Source organism: Acinetobacter sp. YH12108 (genome assembly GCF_013419055.1).
In the GTDB taxonomy this organism is placed as follows: Bacteria; Pseudomonadota; Gammaproteobacteria; order Pseudomonadales; family Moraxellaceae; genus Acinetobacter.
Map to the genome: position 1 here is coordinate 31801 of NZ_VPAW01000012.1, position 21832 is coordinate 53632.

At 43.7% G+C, this 21832-nt stretch carries 20 protein-coding genes; 15 read left to right on the forward strand and 5 right to left on the reverse strand.

What is annotated here, in order from left to right:
• Window positions 1–9 precede the first annotated feature (9 nt).
• The 4 genes from FTU46_RS09375 (at window position 10) to FTU46_RS09390 (ending at window position 4093) form a co-directional block, all read left to right on the forward strand.
• Window positions 10–1209, forward strand: a complete 1200-nt coding sequence (locus FTU46_RS09375) for an acyl-CoA dehydrogenase (protein ID WP_005235711.1) — start codon at window positions 10–12, stop codon at window positions 1207–1209.
• Between the two features lie 210 nt (window positions 1210–1419).
• Entirely contained in the window at window positions 1420–2700 is a 1281-nt protein-coding gene (locus FTU46_RS09380) for an MFS transporter (RefSeq protein WP_004785691.1), read from the forward strand.
• 50 nt (window positions 2701–2750) lie between these two features.
• Window positions 2751–3419, forward strand: coding sequence for a 3-oxoacid CoA-transferase subunit A (locus FTU46_RS09385; protein WP_180013662.1), 669 nt, complete (start codon window positions 2751–2753; stop codon window positions 3417–3419).
• Window positions 3419–4093: a 3-oxoacid CoA-transferase subunit B gene (locus tag FTU46_RS09390; RefSeq protein WP_125278503.1), complete on the forward strand. Its 675-nt coding sequence runs from the start codon at window positions 3419–3421 to the stop codon at window positions 4091–4093. Before FTU46_RS09385 ends, FTU46_RS09390 begins: the two co-directional genes overlap by 1 nt.
• 138 nt (window positions 4094–4231) lie before the next feature.
• On the opposite strand, the gene FTU46_RS09395 is transcribed toward FTU46_RS09390, so the two are convergent.
• On the reverse strand, window positions 4232–4543 hold the full coding sequence (locus tag FTU46_RS09395; RefSeq protein ID WP_180104853.1) for a hypothetical protein: 312 nt from the start codon (window positions 4541–4543) through the stop codon (window positions 4232–4234).
• Window positions 4544–4689: 146 nt separating this feature from the next.
• Here FTU46_RS09395 and FTU46_RS09400 point away from each other — a divergent pair, with 146 nt between their 5' ends.
• Window positions 4690–5073 carry a hypothetical protein gene (locus FTU46_RS09400; RefSeq protein ID WP_180104854.1) on the forward strand — a complete coding sequence of 128 codons (384 nt, stop codon included), beginning with the start codon at window positions 4690–4692 and terminating at the stop codon, window positions 5071–5073.
• 68 nt (window positions 5074–5141) lie between these two features.
• On the opposite strand, the gene FTU46_RS09405 is transcribed toward FTU46_RS09400, so the two are convergent.
• The 3 genes from FTU46_RS09405 to FTU46_RS09415 form a co-directional block, all read right to left on the reverse strand.
• Window positions 5142–6341, reverse strand: a complete 1200-nt coding sequence (locus FTU46_RS09405) for an MFS transporter (RefSeq protein ID WP_180104855.1) — start codon at window positions 6339–6341, stop codon at window positions 5142–5144.
• A gap of 17 nt (window positions 6342–6358) precedes the next feature.
• Window positions 6359–7624 carry a DcaP family trimeric outer membrane transporter gene (locus FTU46_RS09410; protein WP_180104856.1) on the reverse strand — a complete coding sequence of 422 codons (1266 nt, stop codon included), beginning with the start codon at window positions 7622–7624 and terminating at the stop codon, window positions 6359–6361.
• 223 nt (window positions 7625–7847) lie between these two features.
• On the reverse strand, window positions 7848–9146 hold the full coding sequence (locus tag FTU46_RS09415) for an MFS transporter (protein WP_125278508.1): 1299 nt from the start codon (window positions 9144–9146) through the stop codon (window positions 7848–7850).
• Window positions 9147–9594: 448 nt separating this feature from the next.
• Here FTU46_RS09415 and FTU46_RS09420 point away from each other — a divergent pair, with 448 nt between their 5' ends.
• The 3 genes from FTU46_RS09420 to FTU46_RS09430 are packed head-to-tail and all read left to right on the forward strand — an operon-like array spanning window position 9595 to window position 13128.
• Window positions 9595–10368: an enoyl-CoA hydratase gene (locus FTU46_RS09420; RefSeq protein WP_180104857.1), complete on the forward strand. Its 774-nt coding sequence runs from the start codon at window positions 9595–9597 to the stop codon at window positions 10366–10368.
• Window positions 10369–10370: 2 nt separating this feature from the next.
• On the forward strand, window positions 10371–11891 hold the full coding sequence (locus tag FTU46_RS09425) for a 3-hydroxyacyl-CoA dehydrogenase (protein WP_180104858.1): 1521 nt from the start codon (window positions 10371–10373) through the stop codon (window positions 11889–11891).
• Between the two features lie 25 nt (window positions 11892–11916).
• Complete coding sequence (locus FTU46_RS09430; RefSeq protein WP_159123593.1) at window positions 11917–13128, forward strand: 3-oxoadipyl-CoA thiolase; 1212 nt, start codon at window positions 11917–11919, stop codon at window positions 13126–13128.
• Window positions 13129–13248: 120 nt separating this feature from the next.
• Here the strand turns inward: FTU46_RS09430 and FTU46_RS09435 are convergent, their stop codons facing one another.
• Window positions 13249–13686 (reverse strand): PaaI family thioesterase, encoded by a 438-nt coding sequence (locus FTU46_RS09435; protein WP_159123592.1) that lies wholly within the window; start codon window positions 13684–13686, stop codon window positions 13249–13251.
• A gap of 110 nt (window positions 13687–13796) precedes the next feature.
• On the opposite strand from FTU46_RS09435, the gene FTU46_RS09440 reads away from it, so the two are divergent.
• The 7 genes from FTU46_RS09440 to FTU46_RS09470 all read left to right on the forward strand — a co-directional run bounded on the left by FTU46_RS09440 (window position 13797) and on the right by FTU46_RS09470 (window position 21788).
• Window positions 13797–14552: a class II aldolase/adducin family protein gene (locus FTU46_RS09440; protein WP_159123591.1), complete on the forward strand. Its 756-nt coding sequence runs from the start codon at window positions 13797–13799 to the stop codon at window positions 14550–14552.
• Window positions 14549–15472: a glyoxylate/hydroxypyruvate reductase A gene (locus FTU46_RS09445; protein WP_180104859.1), complete on the forward strand. Its 924-nt coding sequence runs from the start codon at window positions 14549–14551 to the stop codon at window positions 15470–15472. The genes FTU46_RS09440 and FTU46_RS09445 overlap by 4 nt, the downstream gene beginning before the upstream one ends.
• A 37-nt stretch (window positions 15473–15509) precedes the next feature.
• On the forward strand, window positions 15510–16298 hold the full coding sequence (locus tag FTU46_RS09450; RefSeq protein ID WP_180104860.1) for an enoyl-CoA hydratase-related protein: 789 nt from the start codon (window positions 15510–15512) through the stop codon (window positions 16296–16298).
• 11 nt (window positions 16299–16309) lie between these two features.
• Entirely contained in the window at window positions 16310–17290 is a 981-nt protein-coding gene (locus FTU46_RS09455) for a nitronate monooxygenase family protein (RefSeq protein ID WP_125278515.1), read from the forward strand.
• 207 nt (window positions 17291–17497) lie between these two features.
• A complete protein-coding gene (locus tag FTU46_RS09460) occupies window positions 17498–19300 on the forward strand; it encodes an acyl-CoA dehydrogenase C-terminal domain-containing protein (protein ID WP_180104861.1) in 1803 nt (600 codons plus the stop codon).
• A 135-nt stretch (window positions 19301–19435) separates the two neighbouring features.
• Entirely contained in the window at window positions 19436–20275 is an 840-nt protein-coding gene (locus FTU46_RS09465; RefSeq protein ID WP_180104862.1) for an alpha/beta fold hydrolase, read from the forward strand.
• 16 nt (window positions 20276–20291) lie between these two features.
• Window positions 20292–21788 (forward strand): NAD(P)/FAD-dependent oxidoreductase, encoded by a 1497-nt coding sequence (locus FTU46_RS09470; protein ID WP_180104863.1) that lies wholly within the window; start codon window positions 20292–20294, stop codon window positions 21786–21788.
• The last annotated feature ends 44 nt before the right edge of the window (window positions 21789–21832 follow it).

Consider the following 21832-nt stretch of genomic DNA (forward strand, 5'->3'; position numbering starts at 1 on the left):
AATATTAAAATGAGCACAAGAATTAGATTTGACTGGCAAGATCCATTTTTACTGGAACAGCAACTGACTGAAGAAGAGCGCATGATCCGTGACAGCGCACATGCATACTGTCAGGACAAGCTGATGCCACGCGTATTAGAACAGTTCCGTCATGAAAAAACTGATCCAACCATTTTCCGTGAAATGGGTGAACTCGGTCTGTTGGGTCCAACCATTCCTGAGCAATACGGCGGTGCCGGCTTAAATTATGTCAGCTATGGTCTGATTGCCCGTGAAGTAGAACGTGTGGATTCAGGTTATCGTTCAATGGCCAGCGTACAAAGCTCGCTAGTGATGGTGCCAATCAATGAATTTGGTTCTGAAGAACAGAAGCAGAAATATTTACCGAAATTGGCGACCGGTGAATATATCGGTTGTTTCGGTCTGACTGAACCAGATCATGGTTCTGATCCGGGCAGCATGATTACTCGTGCCAAGAAAGTTGATGGTGGTTACCGTCTGACTGGTGCGAAAATGTGGATCACCAACAGCCCAATTGCTGATGTCTTTGTGGTTTGGGCAAAAGAAGTATCTCCTGAAGGCAATGTCGGTGACATTCGCGGCTTTATCTTAGAAAAGGGTTGGGAAGGGCTTTCTGCACCAGCAATTCACGGTAAAGTTGGCCTACGTGCTTCGATTACCGGTGAAATCGTGATGGACAATGTTTTTGTTCCAGAAGAAAACGCATTCCCGGAAATCCGTGGTTTAAAAGGTCCATTTACCTGTCTGAACAGTGCGCGTTATGGCATTGCCTGGGGTGCGATGGGCGCAGCAGAATTCTGCTGGCATACAGCGCATCAATACACCATGGACCGTAAACAATTCGGTCGTCCATTGGCTGCCAATCAGTTAATTCAGAAAAAACTGGCAGACATGCAAACTGAAATTGCGTTGGGTCTGCAAGTGGCATTACGTTTTGGCCGTATGAAAGATGAAGGTATTGCTTCAGTCGAGGGTACTTCACTGATCAAACGTAATAACTGTGGTAAAGCTTTAGACATTGCCCGTTTAGCGCGTGACATGATGGGCGGTAACGGGATCTCTGATGAATTCGGTGTAGCTCGTCATCTGGTAAACCTGGAAGTGGTCAATACTTATGAAGGTACCCATGATGTACATGCCCTAATTCTAGGTCGTGCTCAAACAGGTATTGCTGCATTTTCCAACTAAATGCAGATCAACCTCTAGCCAGCATTGCTGGCTAGTTTGTTTTGGCTGACTTTAATTAAAGTCAGCCAATCCAGTTCTGGGATGGATTTTAAAAATCTAGTCAGATTCAGAATTAAAGATCAATTCAACATTCTATGTTTCATTTAATTAATTAGGTGAACCATAAACTTCTAAAGGGCACAGGAGTGCCAGCAAAGTGTAAAGGACATTATGAATACGCTTAATTCACAACAAAACCTTCTACCAGAAGAAAATATGCCTAAGAAAAAGGTCTGGATTCTGGCTTTTATCTTTTCATTTTTAGCATTATTGGTAGATGGTGCAGATCTTGCACTATTAGCCTACAGTCTAACCAGCCTCAAACAAGAATTTTCTTTAAGTAGTATTCAGGCAGGTGCACTCGGTAGCTGGACACTTGCTGGTATGGCCATTGGTGGCTTTTTTGGTGGCTGGGCTTGTGACCGCTTCGGACGAGTGCGGGTGATTGTTGTTGCGATCGCTTTATTCTCTTCATTAACCTTCTGGCTGGGCTTCACTCAAAGCTATGAAGAATTTAAGTGGTTGCGATTCTTTTCAGCAATTGGCTTAGGTGCCCTCTATATTGCCTGTAATACTCTAATGGCAGAGTATGTGCCAACAAAATATCGTTCTACAGTACTTGCTGCTTTAATGACAGGTTGGACACTTGGTTCAGTCGTTGCCACTGTACTTGCAGGATGGCTGCTTCCAGAGCTAGGCTGGCGTTACCTTTACTATATTGCCATTGTTCCGATTGTTCTTGCCATTGGCATGTTCTTCCTGGTACCAGAACCACAAGCCTGGTTAAAGGCACGTCAAGAAAGATTGGCCGCCAAAGCCAGCGGCGTAGTGCAGGAAAAACCGAAGAATACGTTTAAAATGATTTTTGCCGATGCTTTAAGCCGTCGCATGTTCATCCTCTGGTCGTTCAGCACCGCATTCTTACAGTTTGGTTATTACGGTGTAAGTAACTGGTTACCGGCTTATCTGGAATCAGACTTAGGTATCAAATTTAAAGAAATGACTACCTATATGATTGGGACCTTCCTGATCATGATGTGTACCAAAGTGATCGCGGGCATTATTGCGGATAAAATCGGTCGTCGTGCTGTATTTGCTTTCGGTACCATGGGCACCGCAATCTTTATTCCTATCATTGTCTTTGGTAACACACCGGACAATATCTTATGGCTAATGCTGTTTTTCGGATTCCTTTACGGTATTCCATATGGCATTAATGCGACTTATATGACTGAAAGTTTCTCTACTAAAGTCCGTGGTACAGCAACAGGTGGCGCTTATAACATTGGCCGTCTAGGCGCAGTATTGGCACCTTTAACCATCGGTTATTTTGCGCAAGGTGGCTCAATTGGTACAGGTCTACTCATCATGAGTGTGGCTTATTTTATTTGTGGTTTGATCCCGGCAATTTTCATTAAAAACCGTTTGTTTGACCCACAAAAAGCTGACTAATTGATTAATCAAACATTTATAAAGACAGGAAGATGCTAGGAAGCAATTAAATGAATAAAATCACACAGGATATCGAAACCATACTCAAGCAGATTCCAGATGGTGCGCATATTATGACCAGTGGCTTCGGTCTGGCAGGACAGCCAATCGAACTGATTGAAGCTTTGATTGATATGGGTCCTAAAGATCTGACCATCATCAACAATAATGCTGCTTCTGGTGATCGTGGCTTAACCAACCTGTTATTGTCAGGATTGGTGAAAAAAATGATCTGTTCATTTCCTCGTGCCAATAATTCCAAGGTGTTTGAAGAACTGTATAAAGCTGGAAAGGTTGAACTAGAGTTGGTACCACAAGGCAACTTGGCTTGCCGTATCCAGGCAGCGGGTGCAGGTCTGGGCGCTATTTTTACGCCTACAGGTTACGGCACCAAGATTGCTGAAGGCAAAGAAACCCGCCATATCAATGGCAAGGACTATGTGCTGGAATATCCAATTCATGCAGACTATGCCTTGGTTTATGGCAATCAGGCTGATCAATGGGGCAATTTAACCTACCGTAAAGCAGCCCGAAACTTTGGCCCGTTAATGGCAAAAGCAGCCAGAACAACAATTGCCCAAGTGCATGAAATTGTAGAGCTAGGCGAGCTTGATCCAGAGATTATCGTAACGCCGGGTATTTTTGTGCAGCATGTGGTGAAGGTAGGAGATATCAAATAATGACAATTCAAAAACGTACACGTGAACAGATTGTAGAAAAAGTTGCACAGGATATTCCGACCGGTTCTTATGTGAATTTAGGCATTGGCTTACCAACACGCGTTGCCGGTTATTTAAAGCCTGAGCAAGATATTGTCTTGCATTCCGAAAATGGCGTTCTGGGTTTTACCGCTTTAACTGATCCTGATCAAGCTGATGATGATCTGATTAATGCCGGTAAAGAACTAGTCAGCATGCTGGATGGCGGCAGTTTTATGAACTCTGCAGATTCCTTCGATATTATGCGTGGCGGCCATTTAGATTTCTGTATTATGGGCGCCTTTCAGGTTGCTGTGAACGGTGATCTCGCTAACTGGCATACCGGTGCACTGGATGCGGTTCCAGCGGTGGGTGGGGCGATGGATCTGGCGGTTGGTGCTCGTTGTGTCTATGTTTGCATGGAACATGTCACTAAAAATGGCGAACCACGAATTGTGGAAGAACTGACTTATCCAATTACCGGCAAAAACTGCGTTGACCGCATTTATACCGATTTGTGTATTATTGAACTCAAAGATAATCAGGCTTGGGTGCTAGAAATGGTCGATGGCTTGAGTTTTGAGGAACTTCAGCAACAGACAGGTTGCAAGTTGCTCGATGGCCGTGCAGCTGCACAGTTAAAAGCATCCGTATAATAATCTAGTTAAAAATCGCAGCTTAGGCTGCGATTTTTTTATGCGCTTAGTTGCATATTCTAAAAACGGACATTTCTATTTTGGGCTTACAAACTAAATTTTGCATAATCGCCATTATGTTAAATGGGCTAGAAATTTTTAGGCAAAGCTTATTACAAAATCAATAATTAATAAGATACATCCAATTTTCCCTAGTGTATGAGCAAAGATCCCAACTGGTGAGAGATATAGAGATTTATCTTTGGAAAAGAAATTTCTTAACGTTACTTCAGCTGTGAGTTGTTCATAAGTCATTAGAACGCCCATTTCAATACATACTAGAAATAACCCGATATTTCCTAAATATGCACCAATTTCTGTTTTACCATCTACGATATCCGAATAAATTAGGAATAAAGAGAATGCTGCAAATCCAAAACAGAAATACTTGAAATATGATTGCATCTTCATTCGGTTTTTATTCAAAAGATTAAGTGCCATCAATCTAATGTATTTGTACAAGAAGTAATAGATATACCTGGAACAAGAGAAAACATTTCTTAGCAACTACAAGGCTAAAAAATTTTAAACTTTCATTAGAAGAGAACATGTAACGAATGACATATTATTTAAGAAATTTATTAGGCTCATTTGTAGGTTTAGTAGCTTTAACTGGTGCTGTATTAACCCTGTTTGCATATAGCTCTGGGCCTTATATGACTCTAGGTATTATCTGCGGAATCATTCTTATGATATTAGGATTAACGCTCATTGGTTATATCAATGCAGCTACTGCACTGCAAAGTAAGACCCAACAAACCTTATACTTACATTCCGTATTAGTGAGCTTGCTCTTCGCTACAGACTTAATTTTTGGCAATTTGGACTTATTGTTTACTATTTTAAGAAACATAGGCTTCTTTGTAATACTGCAATTTGGAGTCTATCTTTATGTAAAAAAACGACCAATGAGCTTTAAAGAATTTCTAAAATTAACATAGATAATGTGTCATGTACTGCGCACCCAATCTTATATTCTATGAGTGCACAAGGTATGAGTTTAGATTGATTATGACTGGGACTGGATATTGACCAGATTGCGTTCTCGGCTTAGGTCGTAACGGTTAATACTAAAGATCAGCAAGGCAAAGACAAAGCCTAATGCAACGCAGGCTGACCAGCCATACATTTTCCATAGATTTAGCGATAGAAATGCACCAATCCCAGCACCTGAAAAGTAACAGGTCATATAAATGGCATTAATACGGGAACGGGCCTGAACCGAGATCCGGTATACCAAATTCTGGTTTAAGACGTGCAGTGAAGAAATCCCAAAATAAGCGGGAATTAAACCAATGATATATACCCATAAATAGCTTTGCGCAAAAAATAACGGAATCCAGGCCAGAATTAATCCTGTGGTAGCGAGTTGTGCAACCCATTTTTCCCGATGTCGACCAATCATTTTACCGGTCCATTGTGATGACCAGATGCCGACTATACCAACGATGCCCATTAACCCAATCTGGAAATCATTAAAATGGTAGGGGGCTTCCGCCAGTACAAAAGTCATGGTGGTAAAAATAATACTCAGCATACCAAAGCCCAAACCACCAATGATGCTGCGTCGAATCAGCATCGGTTCAGTTTTGGCAAAGGTAAATAGTGAGCGATAAATCTGCATGATGCTCATTTGTAGCTGGCTTTTCGCTTTAGGTAACTGATACCACATAGCGATACTCAATAAGAGAATAGAACAGCCACTCAATAGGTAAACGGCATGCCAAGACCATAAGGTAGAAATCAGTCCTGATACAGTCCGGGCAAACAGAATACCGACCAAAACACCACTCATCAACAGACCAACCACTTCAGCACTTTTTTCTCTTTGAGACAGGTTGGCCGCAAAAGGAATCAGAATCTGGGTGGTAATCGAACAGAAAGAGGCGAGCAGGGTAAAACCATACAGCATATGCAGATTAGTACTGGCAGAAAGCCCGATCAATGCCAGACCGGTACATAGCATGAGGCTACAAATGTAGAGACGTTTTTCAAATAAATCGCCTAGAGGTACAAACAAAAATAACCCAGTGGCATAACCAATCTGGGTTAAAACGACAGTCCAGCCAGACTCGGCCACACTGATATGCAGATCTTCTGCGATAGAATAAATTAATGGCTGGTTAAAATAGTTACAACCTGCGCAAAGTGCGCAGGTCATAGCCATCATAAACATAAACTTTCTTGAAATTTGCCCTTGGGCTGACATCCTTGTCTCCTAAGGCTTTAGAAACTATAAGTCGCTGATAAGTTCACACGAGAAACATCCGCTTCTCGATTATCAAAAGTTTCACGCTTACCGTGGTGATATTCTGCGCCCAGATTAACCTTTGGAACTGGAGAATAAATCACGTTCGCTACATAGTCAGTTAAACGTTTATTGGTTTCAGGATTCGCGCGTGCATAGTCGCTAGAATCATCAAAATCTACCACGCTGGCATTAATGCTACTACGTAGTTTTGGCGTAAATTTATGCGTAAAGCCGATATTCAAACTATTAAACTCATTGAGTAAAAGTTCGTTATTGATTGGATCGACTGAGTAATCTCCACCCCAGGCAGCACCGTCGGTGGTTGAACCTTGAGTCAAGAAAGCTGCAATACGCTGGTCACCGACCATATGGAAATAGTTACCCTGGATCGAGTTTTGATCATTGAGATGATAACGTCCACCAAGGCCTACACCCCAACCAACTTTTTCAATATCACCTGTATCTGTTTGCGCCTGCTTTTGATTGACAAAGCCTTGAGCCAATAAATGCAGCGGACCTGATTGATGAACATATTTAGTGGTTAAAGCAGGCAAGGCAGAAGAGCGATCACCACCGGCCATATACTCCAGACCTACATTCCAGGTATTTTCCGGATCAAGTTTGAAAGCATAGCTGACTTGAGGGGTACGTAGAACTGATCCACCCAGCAATAAACTGTAATCGACAGCTTCAGTACTAATTTCTGGTGTCGACATTAATGACCAGGCCTGACCAAAAGTCCAGTTATAGTATTTTAAATGTGCATGACGGATACGTAGTCCACCATCGCCTTTACCATTATTGGTCCAGAAGTCAGCTTCTAAACGTGCAGAAACATTTGGATTTCCACCCAAGTCTTTCGCCAGGAAACCAATTCGGCTGGCAGCAGCAGTAAAATCTGAACGGGTAGAGTCAGGTTCAGTAAAAGGCACTTTATTAATCTGGTTAATAGTACGGCCACGAGCTTCAGGGGTACTTTTGAAATCAACTGCGCCATCAAAGCGAATCAATCCATAAACATCGACATTATCCACCATCGAACTCAGCGTTTTAGAGTCTTGTGCTTTGGCTTCTTCTTGCTGGTTCTTTAACGCAAGTTGTGCAGCCTTTTGCTGTTCCAGTTCAGCCTGGATTTGCTTTAACTGTGATTCTAAAAACTGCATCCGGTCTTCAGACGCTTCTGCTGAAAATGCCTGTGCTGAAGCAATACCACATAATGTCGCTAAAACTAATTTTTTCATTTCTTAATCCCTAAAGAAATTTTCTGATATCTAAAAAGGAAAATCTTTCCTTGTCATTGCTCTCATTGCTAAATGCAGAGATGCTGACTTTTGAATGATGAATACGATTCTCGTTCAACCAAGAAACATCCTGTTCAGGTCAAAGGGCATGTATTCGATATTTAAAGTCATAAAAATATGGATGAAGGAGGGCAATGAATTCATAGCCCTCCTAAGTTAAAACTTATTCTGCTTTTTGTGGATCGTATAAACGGTCTTTAATAAACAGGGCAGGAATCAAGCCGCAAAGGAAGTAAGCTGCACCCATCACCAATAGACCCGTACCGATCGAACCATTCATCGCTAGATAACCAATCGTAATTGGAGCGAAGATTGCACCGATACGACCGATATTGAATGCACCACCGACTGCTGTACCACGAACACCAGTTGGGAAACTTTCAGTGAGATAGGTTGCATTAATCGCATATGGAATACCGTACAGGAAGCCGAAGATCAGCATCAGCACACCAATGTTATCGGCATTGTGCATATATACGACAACAGGAATAAACAGCGCTGTTCCCATGGTGCCGAAAGCAAACACAATACGACGACCAATTTTATCAGCCACATAACCTGCAATGATTTTGGCAAACATCATGGTGACAAAGGTACCTACCATGTATAGCGCCATTTCCTTGAATTTAATACCTAATTCAGCTTCAAGATAACTTGGTAACCAGTTACTTACACCGAAATAACCGAATAGCAGGAAACCAGAGCTGAAAGACCACAAGATGAACATCTTGCCATGGGTTTTATCTTTAAGAATGGTGATATATGGATTGCCTTTTTTGGCATCATTATCCACGATCTGACCAGTTCTTTTCATTTCACGCACACGTTTCCATGACTCTGGCTCTGGTACCATGAAGTGCATCAAAATACCCAAAGCTAATGGGGCAATTGTTACCCAGTACAGCATACGCCAGCCGAATTCAGGAATAATCCAGCCAGAAACCATGGTAATCACCAATGAGCCTAAAGTGAAACCAGTCATTAATGTTGCCAGTACTGTAGTACGGTATTTGGTCGGTACGTATTCTGACATCAGGGTATTACAGGCAATATATAAACAGCCTAAACCTAAGCACGAAAGGGTACGTAAAATCGCAAACTCTTGATAAGACTGGGCAAAACCTGAATAGGCAGACAAAATCGAGAAGGAAATAGTGGCCAATACGATGACACGTACGCGACCGAATTTGTCACAGGCCCATCCGCCAATAAAGCCACCGATCCCCATACCCAAAAGAGAATAACTTCCCAAGGCACCGGCCTGTACAGAAGTTAGCCCCCATTCTGCTTTCAAACTGGTCAAGCTGAAAGCCAGAATACCAATGTCTGCACCGTCACATAGTAAAATCAAAAAAGCGAAGACAAAGGCCGTCATCCACAGGCGTTTAGGTGCCTGCTTAACGGTGTCGTCGGAGGAGACCCCCGTTTTAGTTTCCTCAGCTACGATGGTATCGCTTGTCATTCTTATATCCTCTATATATTAAAGTAGCATTCCTCTGCTACCGCTAAATCCATTTTCTTCCTCACGGAAAAGCATTTTCCTCATCTAAGGTCTAAGCGTCTGTGCGCATTCGCCCTGTTACGATCAGGCTGGATCTGATTTTTCCGTTTCACCTTGAGTGAAAAATCACTGAACAACGTAGTATCCTTATGACGGAAATTAATTTTTTTTTTGTATTGTGGTTAATATTTACATAAATGAATAACCAAAATTCGAATTAAATAATTAATTCCGTATTGCGAAATCAATTAATCATAAAATAGCCAACTGAACAAGAGTTTTTACTCTAATTTTTATTAAAAAATAACTTTTTTGAGTTTTTGAGAGAAAAAATCTTGATTTATGGGTCTAGAAACCGTAGTTTTATATAAAATAAAATTTCGCTATACAAAATAAATGGAGATTTTTGATGGAACAGGTAGTTCAAGTAGAGCAAATCTCGACACATGTGGCGATGGTCAAGATCCATCGTCCAGAAGCTAAAAATGCCCTGAATACAGAAGTGCGTCAGAAACTGGCTGCGGCTTTTCTGCAATTGAATGACGATGAAAATATCCGTGCCATTATTCTCACTGGCGGTGAAACTGACTTCGCTGCAGGCGCTGACCTTAAAGAACTGGCAAATGCTGTAACGATCCAGATGATGCAGCGTCGTACCGAACGTTACTGGCAAGCGATTGCACAATGTTCAAAACCAGTGATTGCAGCAGTAAACGGTTATGCATTGGGCGGCGGTTGTGAACTGGCAATGCATGCGGACATTATCATTGCTGGAAAAAGTGCCCAGTTCGGTCAGCCTGAAGTCAAAGTAGGGGTAATGCCGGGTGCTGGTGGTACACAGCGTTTATTCCGTGCCGTGGGTAAATTTCATGCAATGCGCATCATTATGACGGGTTGTCTGGTTCCTGCACCAGAAGCGTATCAGATTGGTCTGGTGTCTCAAGTAACTGAAGACAGCGAAACCCTTGCAACAGCAATCAAAATGGCTGAAGGTTTGGCAAAAATGCCGCCAATTGCGCTTGAACAAATCAAGGAAGTGGCTTTACTGGCTGAAGATGTGCCACTCAATGCCGGCTTAATGCTGGAACGTAAATCCTTCCAGATGCTGTTTTCTTCAGAAGATCAAAAAGAAGGTATGCAAGCCTTTATCGAAAAACGTAAACCAAATTATCAGGGACGATAAGCATGAGCATTCAAATTCAGAAAATCGGTATTATTGGCGTAGGTACCATGGGTGCGGGCATTGCCCAGATCGCGATTCAGTCCGGTCATGATGTGGTGTTGTTTGATGCCAAAGCGGGTGCTGCTGAACAGGCACAGGAAAAGCTGGCTAAAACATTAAATACCTTGGCTGATAAAGGTAAATTCAGCCATGAAAAAGCTGCTGAAGATCTTGCTCATTTATCGATTGCTCATCAGATCGAAGATCTGAAAGATTGCGATTTAATCGTTGAAGCGATTATTGAAAATCTGGAAATCAAACAAAAGCTGATGCAGCAACTGGAAGGTATCGTAAAACCGGAAGCAATTCTGGCATCCAATACATCTTCACTATCCATTAGTGCGATTGCTGCCAATTGCAGCCAGCCGGAACGCGTTGCCGGTTATCACTTCTTTAACCCGGTTCCACTGATGAAAGTGGTTGAGGTCATTGAAGGCTTTAATACCCGTACTGATATTGTGGATGCACTTACTCAGTTGTCGACCAAGATGGGACATCGCCCGGTAAAAGCCAAAGATACTCCGGGATTTATCATTAACCATGCTGGCCGTGCTTTTGGTAGCGAAGCCTATGCAATTCTGAATGAAAATGTCACTCCATTTTATGAAATTGATCGCATCTACCGTGACGGGATCGGTTTCAAGATGGGGCCATTCGAGTTAGGCGATCTGACCGGGATGGATGTATCTCATCCAGTGAGCGAATCGATCTATCACCAATATTATGAAGAAGCGCGTTACCGCCCAAGCGTGATTACCCGCCAGCGTTTTATTGCTAAACAGCTAGGTCGTAAAACTGGTAAAGGTTTTTATGATTACACTTCAGGTAGCAAAGTAGGTGATGTGGCTCCAACACTGGTTGAAAAGCTGGATCAATATCCATCGGTTTGGTTAGGTACAGAATATAGCGAAGACCGTCAGGCGCTTGAGCAATATCTGCAGCAGTTCAACATCCAGATTGAGCAAACTGAAACACCTTCAGCAGATGCTTTAATTTTAATTGCGACTTATGGTGAAGATGCCACTTCAGCCGCAGTCCGCTATCAGGTGTCTCCGCAACAAGTAGTCTGTATCGATCTACTTTACGGTCTGAATAAACACCGTACTTTAATGCCAACGTTTGTGACCAAAGCTGAACTGATAAAAGCAGCCCAATCGATTTTCAATCTGGATGGTGTGACTGCGAGCACAATTCAGGAAAGCGTCGGCTTTGTGGCTCAGCGTGCTTTGGCCATGATCGTGAATCTTGGCTGTGATATTGCCCAGCAAGGTGTTGCCACTGTAGAAGACATTAATATTGCCGTGAAATTAGGCCTTGGTTATCCATACGGCCCAATTGAATGGGGCGATGTATTAGGTGCTGAAAAAATCCTGAAAATTCTGGATCGTATGACTGCGATTACTCGTGACCAGCGTTACCGCCCAAGTCCTTGGTTGCGCCGCCGCGTTCAGCTCGGTTTAGCTCTTGTTCATACTACACATTAATTAAAAAGTTAAAGGAATAACACTCATGTTAAATGCCTATATTTATGATGGTTTACGTTCACCAATCGGTCGCCACGCAGGAAGCCTGGCAAGCGTACGTCCAGATGATCTAGCAGCAACAGTTATTAAAAACCTGCTAGAAAAAACCGGTATTCCAGCAGCTGACGTAGAAGATGTGATCTTTGGCAGCACCAATCAGGCCGGTGAAGACAGCCGTAACGTGGCTCGTTTTGCGGCACTGCTTGCAGGTATGCCAGTGACAGTTCCGGGTCAAACGGTAAACCGCTTATGTGCATCAGGTCTCGGTGCTGTGATTGATTCAGCACGTGCCATTACCGCAGGTGAAGGCGAACTGTATATTGCAGGTGGTGTAGAGAGCATGACGCGTGCACCATTTGTAATGGCTAAAGCTGAAAGCGCGTATTCACGTGATGCCAAAATCTATGACACCACCATTGGTACACGTTTCCCAAATCGTAAATTCACCGATCAATTTGGCGCGCACAGTATGCCAGAAACAGGTGATAACGTTGCTGAAGAGTTTGGCATTACGCGTGAACAGGCAGATACTTTTGCTGCTGCATCACAAGCGAAATATCAAGCTGCAAAAGAAGCAGGTTTCTTTGAAGGTGAAATTACCCCGATTGAAGTTTCACAAGGGCGTAAATTGCCGCCTAAATTAGTGACTGAAGATGAACATCCACGTCCATCTTCGACATTTGAAGCATTATCCAAGTTAAAACCGCTTTTCGAAGGTGGTGTTGTGACTGCAGGTAATGCATCAGGTATCAATGACGGCGCTGCAGCACTGATTATCGGCAGTGAAAAAGTTCAGGAACAGTATGGCTTAAAACCTTTAGCTCGTATTCTGTCTTCTGCAGCCGCTGGCATTGAGCCACGCATCATGGGTGCGGGCCCAATTGAAGCAATCAAAAAAGCTGTAAAACGTGCAGGTTTGACGCTAGATGATATGGACATTATCGAGATCAATGAAGCATTTGCCAGCCAGGTGTTATCTTGCCTGAAAGGTCTGGATGTGGCTTTTGATGATCCGCGTGTCAACCCAAATGGTGGTGGCATTGCGATTGGCCATCCACTAGGCTGTTCAGGTGCGCGTTTGGCTTTAACTGTTGCGCGTCAATTACAGCGTACTGGTAAAAAATATGCCGTGATCAGCCTGTGTATCGGTCTGGGTCAAGGCCTGGCGATGGTGATTGAAAACCCTGAAGCTGCATAACAGCTTTAGTTATCGTATTAATGCCATGTATAGATGATATGCATGGCATTTTTTATTGGGCTATTTATATAGAAATACAAATCCCTGCAAATGCAGGGATTGCTTAAATCAGCGTAAGGATTATTTACGGCCAGTAACCAATAAAGTTGCTGAACCAAAGGCATAAATTTTACCGTCTTTATCTACAATTCGGCCTTCTGAAGTCAACACATTGCGTCCAATCCGGATCACTTCGCCAATCGCAGTATAAGTTTCGCTATTTTTCATGGCTTTGAGCATTTTGACATTCAGGTCAATAGTGGAAAAACTCACGCCCGCATCAACTGTAGTATGAACTGCTGCACCGGTTACGCTGTCTAGAACCGTGGCGCAGAATCCACCATGAATGCCGCCTTGCAGGTTGAAATGACGTTCATCTGGATAAACTTCATATTCCACATAGTTTTCACGGACTACACTGAGTTTCATGGGAATGAGTTGTCCCATCGCTGAGCCAGGTAATTCGCCATTTTTAATTGCAGTTAGATATTCAAGTCCATTCATTTGAGCTGTAGTCATATAGCTTCCCTTTAATAAAATATTTCGCTTTATGAAATAATATTCTGTTTTTCTAAAATTATGATATAACAGATAGTGATCGAAATGCTATATTTTTCCAGGATGGAATGATGACAATAAAAAATCTCGTTACAGCTGCTGAATGGCAGGCACGCTGTGAACTGGCAGCGCTTTATCGCATTATTGCGCATTATCGGATGACTGACCTGATTGATACCCACATCAGCCTAAGAGTCCCAGATCAACCAGACTGCTTTCTGATTAATCAATATGGTGTCGCATTTGAAAAAATGCGTGCCTCAACGCTGGTGAAGATTAATCATGAAGGGCAGGTGGTAGAAAGCTATGAACAAGACAAGCCGGTGAATATGGCAGGCTTTGTGATCCACTCTGCAATTCATGACGCGCATCCTCATCTGAACTGTGTCATTCATACGCATACCGCGGATGGAATTGCTGTTTCTGCGCAGAAACACGGCCTTCTCCCAATTTCCCAGCATGCCATGAAATTTTATCAGCATGTGGCCTATCACGAATATGAAGGCGTTGCGCTTTCAACTGACGAACAAGAACGCTTGATTCAGGACTTGGGCGACCATCGTGCCATGATTTTACGCAATCACGGGCTATTAACAGCTGGGGAAACCATTGCGCGGGCTTTTCATGAAATCTATTTCCTGGAACGCGCCTGTCAGGCACAGGTGAAGGCCTTAAGCGGCGGTGCCGAGTTGCATTATCCAGCTGAAGAAGTCCGAATTAAAACAGCCAAACAGTTCGCCAGTCCTCTCATTGAACCGATTTTACAGCGTGCCTGGCAGGCCGCTTTGTCCCTGATTGAGCATCAATATACGGAGTATGCATCATGATTGTTATTTCCAGTTCTGTACCAAATATTGAAGCCATTCTGGTCAAGTCTTTTCAAAAATATGCGCCAGCTGGTAGTTTCTGTACAGTTGACAGCCCTGAAGCTGAACAGGCAACCACGGTTGCTGCCTGGTTTCCAGATCTGGAAAAAGTGCAGCAGCTACCAAAGCTTGGCCTGATTCATTCGATTGCTGCTGGGGTAGAACATTTAAACTTAAATGCTGTACGCCCAGATCAAGCCGTTTGCCGGGTACTGGATCCACATCACCAAAAGGGCATGTTTGATTATCTGCTTTGGGGCGTGCTGTATTTTCAGCGTTATTTTGACCGTATGATCCAACAGCAAAAGCAGCAGCTGTGGAAGCAGTATCGCCAGAGCTATAGCCATCATATCCAGATCGGGATTATGGGACTGGGGCATATGGGCGGATACGTAGCAGAACGTTTCGCAGACATGGGCTATCAAGTTTCTGGTTGGTCGAATTCCCCAAAAGATATTAATCAAGTTAAAAGTTATGTGGGTCAAGAACAGCTTTCCGAGTTCCTGGCGCAAAGTCAGATTCTGATTAACCTGCTACCACTTACTGAAGAAAATACCGGTATTCTTTCTGCTGAATTATTTCAGCAACTGCCTGAACAGTCAGCTTTGATTCATGTCGGGCGTGGCCAGCATTTAATCGAGCAGGATTTATTGGATGTACTGGATTCAGGTCATCTGCGTGGTGCAATTGTCGATGTCTTTGAGCAGGAGCCGTTACCTGCGGACCATCCATTCTGGCAGCACGAAAAAATTGTGGTAACGCCACATGTCGCCTCACATGCGCCGATGTCTGTGGTGGTAGAGCAGATTCTGGAAAATGACCGTCGTTTAAATCAAGGGCTGGATTTGTGTCATCAGGTGAATGTCAATAAAGGCTATTAATTGTAGAGATACAGACAAAAAAATAAGGAAATTGATGATGTGGGAAATGATTCAGACCCAGGTTCAACTAGGCGTCGCGACTTTAAGTTTTAACCGACCAGATTCACTCAACAGTTTTAACCGGCAAATGCATGAGGAAGTGCAGCAGGTGTTGAAAAGTTGGAATACAGACTCGGATATTCGGGTGATTGTGATTCGTGGTAATGGTCGGGCATTTTCAGCGGGACAGGATTTAAAAGAACGTGCCGGGCAGCTCGGTAGTGTGCCGTTGCCTCCCGAAGGCTCTCTAGCCAAATATTATAATCCTTTGATCAACCTGATTCGTAAAAGTCCCAAACCGGTGCTTGCGGCAGTAAATGGTGTGGCTGCCGGTGCAGGGGCCAATATCGCGCTGGCTTGCGATCTGGTTATTGCCAAGGAAAGTGCCAAATTTATTCAAGCCTTTTCTAAAATTGGCTTAATTCCTGATGCCGGCGGCACCTGGATGTTGCCGCGTTTGATCGGCTATGCACGTGCCATGGCACTGACTTTACTTGGTGAGCCTGTACATGCCAAAGAAGCGGCTGAAATGGGTATGGTCTGGAAAATGATCCCTGATGCAGAATTTGATGCTTATATCGATGAGCTTGCACAGCGACTGGCACGACAGCCGACCTATGCACTGGCCTTAACCAAACAGGCTTTGCAACGCAGTGCTGAAAATAGCATGGATCAGCAACTGGAGCTGGAACAAAACCTGCAATACTTGGCCTTAAGTAGCCAGGACTACAAAGAGGGTGTGCAGGCCTTTGTCGAAAAACGCCCTGCACAATTTACCGGACGCTAAGGAGAGCATTCATGAAAATTCAAACGCGTATCACCGAGCTTTTAGGCATTCGCTATCCGATTATTCAGGGCGGCATGATGTGGGTCGGTACCGCAGAAATGGCCAGTGCAGTCTCCAATGCGGGTGGTTTGGGAACGCTGACGGCATTGACACAACCCACACCTGAAGCGCTGACCAAGGAAATTGCACGTTGCCGTGAAATGACGGATCAGCCTTTTGCGGTCAATTTAACTTTATTACCCGCTGTAAACCCACCGCCGTATGCCGAATATCGTCAGGCCATTATTGAAAGTGGAATCAAGATTGTAGAAACGGCAGGTAACAAGCCACATGAACATATTGAGGCCTTTAAACAGCACGGCATCATTGTGATTCATAAATGTACCTCGGTCAGACATGCACTTTCAGCACAACGAATCGGTGCGGATGTGATCTCGATTGACGGTTTTGAATGTGCCGGCCATCCGGGTGAAGATGATATTCCCGGGCTGATCCTGATTCCAGCAGCCGCTGATCAGCTCACTATACCGATTGTAGCGAGTGGTGGTTTTGCGGATGGTCGTGGTCTGGTAGCAGCACTCGCTTTAGGTGCTGAAGGCATCAATATGGGGACACGTTTCTGTGCCACACAAGAAGCGCCAATCCATCCCAACATCAAGCAGTTTTATGTCGACAATGATGAAAGGGCAACGCATCTGCTTTACCGCCAGTTCAGAAATACTGCGCGTGTTGCGAAAAATGCGGTATCTGACCTCGTCGTTAAAATGGGGGAAGATCCAAATCTGGAATTTGAACAGATTCGCCCTTATGTCAGTGGCTTAAAAGGCAAGCTGGCTTTGGAAAATGGCGATGTAGATGCAGGCGTACTGACAGCAGGTCAAGTGATGGGGTTAATCCATGACATTCCAACCTGTCAAACGCTGATTGACAATATCATGCAAGAAGCAGAACAGATTGTTCAGCAACGTTTGGCTCAGTTTTTCCCGCGCTAGATCGATTTATTTTGATCATTTAATAAAAAGCCATTCATTACCGAATGGCTTTTTTATACCAAAGTTTTAATTTTTTAAATGTGATTTTTTATGTCATGACTAGATTTTATCCATGCACTTATATTATATTCGACCTAAAACATAATTTCGTATTATGAAATTAATTGTCATAAATATACAAATTAGAACTCATACAAGGGAATTACGATGAGAAATTATATTGCGCCATTAAAAGACATGAAGTTTGTCCTGAAAGATCTGCTCAATGTTGAACAGAAATACGAAGGCTATGCAAAGTTCGCAGACAAAGTTTCTATGGATATTATGGAACAATATCTGGAAGTCGCTGCTGATTTTTGCCAAAACGAACTTCTACCAATTAATGCGACAGGCGACCAGCAGGGCTGCCGTCTGCAAGATGGCGTCGTGACTACACCGGATGGTTTTAAAGCGGCTTATGACAAATATGTAGAACTTGGTTTTACCTCATTAACTGGTGATGAAAAATATGGTGGCCAAGGCTTCCCGACCTTATACCGTATTGCCATTTCAGAAATTATTACGGCGACTAACTGGTCTTGGGGTATGTACCCAGGCCTGTCACATGGTGCGATGCGTACCTTAGAGCATCACGGTAGCGACGAACAGAAACAGAAATTCCTGGTGCCTTTAATTGCAGGTCGCTGGACCGGAACTATGTGTTTAACTGAATCACATGCAGGTTCTGATTTAGGTCTGATCCGTACTAAGGCAGTGCCAAATAAAGATGGCAGTTATAGCATCAGCGGTGAGAAAATCTTTATTTCTGCAGGTGAGCATGACCTGGCTGAAAATATCGTACACATTGTATTGGCGCGTTTACCGGATGCGCCTGCAGGTACTAAAGGTATTTCGCTGTTTATCGTGCCTAAATACAATCTGGATGAAGCTGGAAATGTGGCTTCACGCAATGGTGTGGTGTGTAGCGCGATTGAACACAAGATGGGTATTCATGGCAATGCGACCTGTGTACTGAATTTTGATAATGCCAAAGGTTTCCTGATCGGGCCTGAAAACCGCGGCTTGAACTGCATGTTTACTTTTATGAACTCTGCGCGTATTGGTACAGCGATTCAAGGTTTGGCTGCAGCTGAATCTTCTTATCAAGGCGCGTTGGCTTATGCCAAAGACCGTCTGGCGATGCGTTCACTTGAAGGTGCCAAAGAGCCAAACCTACCTGCGGATCCAATCATCGTTCATCCAGCGGTGCGTAATATGCTACTGACTCAAAAAGTATTTGCAGAAGGTTCACGTGCCTTGGCTTACTATCTGGCGACTTATGCTGATATTGCGGAAGCAACGGACAATCCTGAAGAGAAGAAAGCCGCAGAAGACCGTCTGGCATTATTGACCCCAATTGCTAAAGCATTAATGACCGAAACAGGTGTAGAAGCGGCCAAACATGGTATGCAGGTCTTTGGTGGTCACGGTTATATTGCTGAACATGGCATGGAACAGATTGCCCGTGATGCACGTATTGCCAGTCTGTATGAAGGTACTACTGAAATTCAATCAATCGACTTGCTGGCGCGTAAAGTGCTGGGTTCAAAACTAGGTTTGTTGACTGCCTTAACCGATGAAATCCAAGGTTTTGTGAAAGAGCATCAGCAACATGCCCAGTTTAACCAGCAGGTTGCACAAGTGAGCCAGCTGACTGAGCAATGGCTAGAATTAACCAAAACGATTCAGGCTCAGGCACAACAGTCTGCCAATGAAATCGGTGCGGCATCTGTGGATTACCTATATTTCTCTGGTTATGTGGTGTCTTCGTATTTATGGCTGAAAATGGCGATTACGGCGCAGCAAAAAATTGAGGAAGGCAATACTGATCCGTTCTATGCAGCGAAGATTAAAACCGCGCAATTCTTCTTTGCACGTATTCTGCCAAGAACTTCAACCCACATTGCCAATATTCAGGCGGGTGGTGAGAGCCTGTTCCTGCTGACTCCTGAAGAGTTTAAATTCGATTAATCCTTTTGCCCACGATCAATCTCTCGATCGTGGGTCTTTTTTTGTTACTACTTTTTTTATCCTGCACAAAACTCAATATCGATAGGTACTTTTCAGTATTACATCGGCCATAAAACAACAAGATCAGGAGTCTATATGGATTTAGACACGATTACGCGACAATGTCCTTATGGTGATCTGCAACTGACTTATCATGAAGTCGGACAGAAATCCTCATATCCCACCATCATTCTGATCCATGGTACGGGTGGAAATACGGACAAACATTTCAGCTATATTTTCCCCATGCTCGGTATCCATCAGCGGGTTTTATCGCTTGATTTGCATACTCCAGATAAAGCCGATCTGGCAGTGACTGATTTTAGTCAACAAGTTGAAGCACTGATCCAGCATGCAGTTGCAGAAGATGAAGCAATTACTGTGGTGGGTTATTCACTTGGTGCTGTGATTGCTACACAAGTAGCTGCGAGTCTTAAACAGCGCGTGGCACGTTTGATTCTGTTAGCAGGTTGGGCAAAAACCAGCTCGGTGCAACAACTACGGACCACGATCTGGCAACAGCTATTTAACGATCAATCCGCAGCTTTACCGCATTTTGTGAATTATTGCCTGTATAGCGATGATTATTTGTCTGCACGTAGTGAACAGCAGGTGTTGGATCTGGCACGCTTCGTTAAGCCTTCTCAAGATGCAGCCAAACAGCGTGAACTGAATTATCGCATTGACATCACCGCCATTTTGCCGAACATCTCTGCGGAGACTTTGATCGTGGCTTGCCGTGAAGACCGGATGGTGCCTTTAGCGCAAGCAAAATTACTGTTTGCTTCGATTCAGAACAGCCGCTATATCGAAATAGCTTCAGGACATGCAATCCATATTGAAGCGCCAGCGGAAGTGGTGCAACTGATCAACCAGTTTAGCCAGCATCCAGAACAGTATCCGGCGAATCAGAAAATCCAGCCCATGATGCCTTAAAAAAAGGAGAAAAATAATGCAAGCTCAAGGACAGCGCAGCAAGATTTTAATTGTAGGCAGCGGTTTTGGTGGATTAGGCATGGCGATCCGTCTTAAACAGCAGGGCATTCACGATTTTAAAATCATTGAACGTGCCGCAGAAGTGGGCGGAACATGGCGTGATAATACCTATCCCGGTGTCGCCTGTGATGTACCCTCACATTTATATTCTTTCTCGTTTATTAAAAATCCCAACTGGTCACGTGTCTTTCCGCAAGGGGCAGAAATTCAGCGCTATTTGATTCAATGCTGTGATCAGGAAAATATCCGGCCACATATCGATTTTCAGACTCAACTGGAAAAAGCCAGCTGGAATGCCGAAAAACGTATCTGGAATATTCAGACATCTAAAGGTTCTTATGAAGCAGAATTTCTAATCACCGCTACTGGACATCTGGCAGATGAACATTTACCTCAAATTCTAGGACTGGATGAATTCCAAGGTCAGGTGATGCATTCTGCACGCTGGAATCACGAAGTAAATCTGGAAAACCAGCGCGTAGTTGTAGTGGGTTCAGGGGCTTCTGCCATACAGCTTGTACCAGAAATTGCCAAAACAGCCAAAAGCCTGACCGTATTGCAGCGCAGTGCACCGTATATCTTGCCGCGACCAGACCGACCTTATTCTGAGTCAGAAAAACAGCTTTTCCGCAAAGATCCGGACAGCATGGCAGAGTTAAGACATTCCTTGTTCTGGGGCAATGAATATAATTTTGCCCAGCGCCGTAATCTGAAAAGCCAGATCGAGCGGGTCAAGAAAAACTGCCTGCAATTCTTGAAACACCAGATACCAGATCCCGAATTACAGCGAAAACTCACACCGAATTATGAACCAGGCTGCAAGCGTTTATTGCTGTCCAATGATTATTATCCAACTTTTCTAAAACCGAATGTCACGCTTGAAGATTCAGCTTTGGCTGAAATTACGAAAGATGGTGTGATCAGTAAGTCCGGCAATGAGTTTTCTGCAGATATCATCGTCTTTGCTACTGGATTTGAAGCAGCACGTCCACCTTATGCGGCAAAGGTGGTAGGTAAACATGGCTTAAGCCTTGAGCAGCAATGGTCTAGTGGTATGCAGGGTTATCAATCTACGACAGTCCATAACTTTCCGAATCTGTTTATCTTAAACGGTCCAAATACCGGAAGTGGGCATAACTCAGCGCTTTATTTCCTGGAAACCCAATTTGATCTGGTACTGGATGCCTTGCAGTTTTTTGAACAGGAACAGATTCAGGTCTTTGAAGCTGATCAAGATGCTGAAAATGCCTATATGCAGGAGTTACAGCAGCTTTCCCAAGGCAGTGTCTGGTTATCAGAAAGCTGTAAAAGCTGGTATCTGGACCCGGTGAGTCGCAAGCTGACTTTAGTCTGGCCAGATTATGCGCATTCATTCAGAGACAAAAACCAGCATTTTATTCGGAGTGGTTACCATTATGAATACATGGAAAATGCTCAAAGAAAAGTTGTCTGATTTTTAAATTTTACTCATTAAAAAACCAGTCTATTTGACTGGTT

Bases quoted from the DNA above. Each gene is read 5' to 3' on its own strand.
- FTU46_RS09375 (WP_005235711.1), top strand. From the start codon at position 10: ATGAGCACAAGAATTAGATTTGACTGGCAAGATCCATTTTTACTGGAA.
- FTU46_RS09380 (WP_004785691.1), top strand. From the start codon at position 1,420: ATGAATACGCTTAATTCACAACAAAACCTTCTACCAGAAGAAAATATG.
- FTU46_RS09385 (WP_180013662.1), top strand. From the start codon at position 2,751: ATGAATAAAATCACACAGGATATCGAAACCATACTCAAGCAGATTCCA.
- FTU46_RS09390 (WP_125278503.1), top strand. From the start codon at position 3,419: ATGACAATTCAAAAACGTACACGTGAACAGATTGTAGAAAAAGTTGCA.
- FTU46_RS09395 (WP_180104853.1), bottom strand. From the start codon at position 4,543: ATGAAGATGCAATCATATTTCAAGTATTTCTGTTTTGGATTTGCAGCA.
- FTU46_RS09400 (WP_180104854.1), top strand. From the start codon at position 4,690: ATGACATATTATTTAAGAAATTTATTAGGCTCATTTGTAGGTTTAGTA.
- FTU46_RS09405 (WP_180104855.1), bottom strand. From the start codon at position 6,341: ATGTCAGCCCAAGGGCAAATTTCAAGAAAGTTTATGTTTATGATGGCT.
- FTU46_RS09410 (WP_180104856.1), bottom strand. From the start codon at position 7,624: ATGAAAAAATTAGTTTTAGCGACATTATGTGGTATTGCTTCAGCACAG.
- FTU46_RS09415 (WP_125278508.1), bottom strand. From the start codon at position 9,146: ATGACAAGCGATACCATCGTAGCTGAGGAAACTAAAACGGGGGTCTCC.
- FTU46_RS09420 (WP_180104857.1), top strand. From the start codon at position 9,595: ATGGAACAGGTAGTTCAAGTAGAGCAAATCTCGACACATGTGGCGATG.
- FTU46_RS09425 (WP_180104858.1), top strand. From the start codon at position 10,371: ATGAGCATTCAAATTCAGAAAATCGGTATTATTGGCGTAGGTACCATG.
- FTU46_RS09430 (WP_159123593.1), top strand. From the start codon at position 11,917: ATGTTAAATGCCTATATTTATGATGGTTTACGTTCACCAATCGGTCGC.
- FTU46_RS09435 (WP_159123592.1), bottom strand. From the start codon at position 13,686: ATGACTACAGCTCAAATGAATGGACTTGAATATCTAACTGCAATTAAA.
- FTU46_RS09440 (WP_159123591.1), top strand. From the start codon at position 13,797: ATGACAATAAAAAATCTCGTTACAGCTGCTGAATGGCAGGCACGCTGT.
- FTU46_RS09445 (WP_180104859.1), top strand. From the start codon at position 14,549: ATGATTGTTATTTCCAGTTCTGTACCAAATATTGAAGCCATTCTGGTC.
- FTU46_RS09450 (WP_180104860.1), top strand. From the start codon at position 15,510: ATGTGGGAAATGATTCAGACCCAGGTTCAACTAGGCGTCGCGACTTTA.
- FTU46_RS09455 (WP_125278515.1), top strand. From the start codon at position 16,310: ATGAAAATTCAAACGCGTATCACCGAGCTTTTAGGCATTCGCTATCCG.
- FTU46_RS09460 (WP_180104861.1), top strand. From the start codon at position 17,498: ATGAGAAATTATATTGCGCCATTAAAAGACATGAAGTTTGTCCTGAAA.
- FTU46_RS09465 (WP_180104862.1), top strand. From the start codon at position 19,436: ATGGATTTAGACACGATTACGCGACAATGTCCTTATGGTGATCTGCAA.
- FTU46_RS09470 (WP_180104863.1), top strand. From the start codon at position 20,292: ATGCAAGCTCAAGGACAGCGCAGCAAGATTTTAATTGTAGGCAGCGGT.